Consider the following 2,585-nt stretch of genomic DNA (forward strand, 5'->3'; position numbering starts at 1 on the left):
CTCTCGAACTTATTGAGAAGTATGTGCACAAAGATACACGTATCAAAAAATTCATGGGGGAAACACATAGAAAAAATCTTGGGCCGATGAAATCATTTTTTTCTTTGATGAAAGGTACTGATGCAGAATATTATATGTTTTCAGATCAAGATGATTTATGGTTGCCAGATAAAGTTCAAATAACCTTAGACGAAATGAAAAAAACAGAGATACAACATTCTAACTATCCGTGTTTGGTTCATACTAATTTAGAGGTTGTTGACGCATCTTTAAACCCAATGGGAAGCAATGTTAGGACAGAGGCACATGATGATTTAAAATCATTATTGTTGGCAAATGATATTACTGGTTGCACTGTCATGATTAACGATAGTCTGAAACAGTTATCACTTGAGAGTATTGATACTGTGGATGTTATGCACGATATGTGGTTAGGATTGTTGGCAACAAAGTTTGGAGTTGTTAGGTATATTTCAACTCCAACGATGAAATATCGACAGCATGGTAGCAATGTAGTAGGTACTCCGAACGGTATAAAGAATCGTTTATTACGCATTAATTCAAAGACAGAGTATCAACGTATTGAAACATCAGTTAATGCAGCACGAACTTTTGAAAAGTTATATAGTGATGTGCTTACGGCAAGTGAACAAAGTGTTATTAAAACAGTTGCTAATATCGGAAAAGAGTCTTATAGCAAGGTATTGTGGAGCATGGTAACCAATAGAGTATATAAACGTACACTTTCTGCAACTGTTGTCTTTTTTGTTAAGGTTGCATTGAACTATTCACACCTAAGTCAAGTTAATTAAAAGGAGATATGTATAATGAAGGGCATTATTTTAGCAGGTGGGTCAGGAACTAGGTTATATCCAATTACTATGGGAGTTTCTAAGCAATTAGTTCCAGTCTACGATAAACCAATGATTTATTACCCACTTTCAGTGTTAATGCTAGCTGGTATTCGAGATATTTTAATTATTTCTACTCCAAGTGATGCACCACAGTTTGAACATTTATTAAAAAATGGTAATCAAATTGGATTAAACATCCAATATGCGGTACAGGAGAAACCGAATGGACTTGCTGAAGCATTTATCATTGGAAAAGACTTTATTCAAAATGACTCTGTTTGTTTAGTGTTGGGTGACAATATTTTTTATGGTAGCGGCTTAAGTGAATTGTTACAATCAACAGCTAAGTTAACGGATGGTGCGTCGGTGTTTGGATATCAAGTAAATGATCCGGAACGTTTTGGTGTGGTAGATTTCAATAAACGAAAAGAAGTCATCTCTATAGAAGAAAAGCCTGCGAAACCCAAGAGTAACTATGCAGTTACCGGATTATATTTTTATGATCATAATGTGGTGGACATTGCTAAGAATATCCAACCATCTGCTCGTGGAGAACTAGAAATTACGGATGTGAATAAGTGGTATCTCAAGCAACATAAATTGAATGTTAAATTGCTTGGCCGTGGGTATGCATGGTTGGATACTGGGACTCATGATTCTTTGTTATCAGCTTCCAGTTTTATTTCTACTGTACAAAAGCGACAGAATTTAAAGATTGCATCAATTGAAGAAATTGCATATCGGATGGGATACATTGATGCCAACCATCTAGAAAAACTAGCAAACAAAATGAAAAAGAATGATTATGGTCAGTACTTAATGCGAATCCTAAAGAATCAACAATAATTAAGGAGCGAATTAATTTTGGAAACATCAGTTTGCGCGATTGTAGTAACTTACAATCGCTCAGAATTATTAAAAAAGTGCCTTAATGCAATTAAGAATCAATCCGTTGTGGTTGATCATATCATGGTGATTGATAATAATAGTACGGACGAAACGCAAAAAATAATGATTGCTGATCATACAGATGGCTTAATTTATAAACGTTTGGATAAGAATTATGGTGGTGCCGGAGGATTTAAGCGTGGAATTCAAGCAGCATTAACAGATACAAATGACGCTTTTCTATGGATAATGGATGATGATACGATTCCAACTGAAAGTGCTTTAGGCGAATTACTGAAAGCCACAACAATTTATCCTAACTTTGGTTTTCTAGCTTCCAATGTTCATTGGAAAGATGGGACTCCAATGAATGTTCCGTGGACGACTAGGGATTGGTCAGTGTCGGCAGATAAAGGGTTAATTAAGGTAGAAGTAGCGACTTTCGTTTCATTATTTGTTCCCCGTGGAAAAGTGGAAAGCGTTGGCCTCCCATTTGAAGATTTCTTTATTTGGGGAGACGATGTTGAGTATACTTTACGTTTGTCGGCAACTGCATCGTGTTATTTCGTTGCAGGTTCCGTTGTAAATCATGAATCTGGTAGTAATCAGGCGCCGTCTGTATATACGGATGATGCTAATCGTATTTCTAGATACTTTTATTTATATCGAAACGAATTGTATACTGCACGCAAACATCGTGGGAAGGTTGCAGTAATTTCTACACTAATACGCGATTGCTATGTTAGTTTAAAAGCCTTGGTGGTATCACCGAACCATAAAGTGAAGCGAAGTTTTATAGTATTCAAAGGAATGCTTTCAGGTATAAACTTTAAGCCTAAATAT

Annotated in this window: 3 protein-coding genes; all 3 read left to right on the top strand. The window is 35.8% G+C overall.

Annotated features, from left to right (window positions below; translation table 11 throughout):
• Positions 1 to 812: glycosyltransferase family protein (locus tag D1831_RS14455; protein WP_158610679.1), on the top strand; the 812-nt coding region annotated here is incomplete at its 5' end.
• A 15-nt stretch (positions 813 to 827) separates the two neighbouring features.
• The gene (rfbA, locus tag D1831_RS14005) at positions 828 to 1,700 is read left to right on the top strand and encodes a glucose-1-phosphate thymidylyltransferase RfbA (protein WP_125073425.1); all 873 of its coding nucleotides are present in this window, start codon (positions 828 to 830) and stop codon (positions 1,698 to 1,700) included.
• 18 nt (positions 1,701 to 1,718) lie between these two features.
• Positions 1,719 to 2,585: glycosyltransferase family 2 protein (locus tag D1831_RS14010; RefSeq protein WP_225422907.1), on the top strand; the 867-nt coding region annotated here is incomplete at its 3' end.

Origin of the sequence: Lactiplantibacillus garii (assembly GCF_003885105.1) — a bacterium.
GTDB classification, from domain to species: Bacteria; Bacillota; Bacilli; order Lactobacillales; family Lactobacillaceae; genus Lactiplantibacillus; species Lactiplantibacillus garii.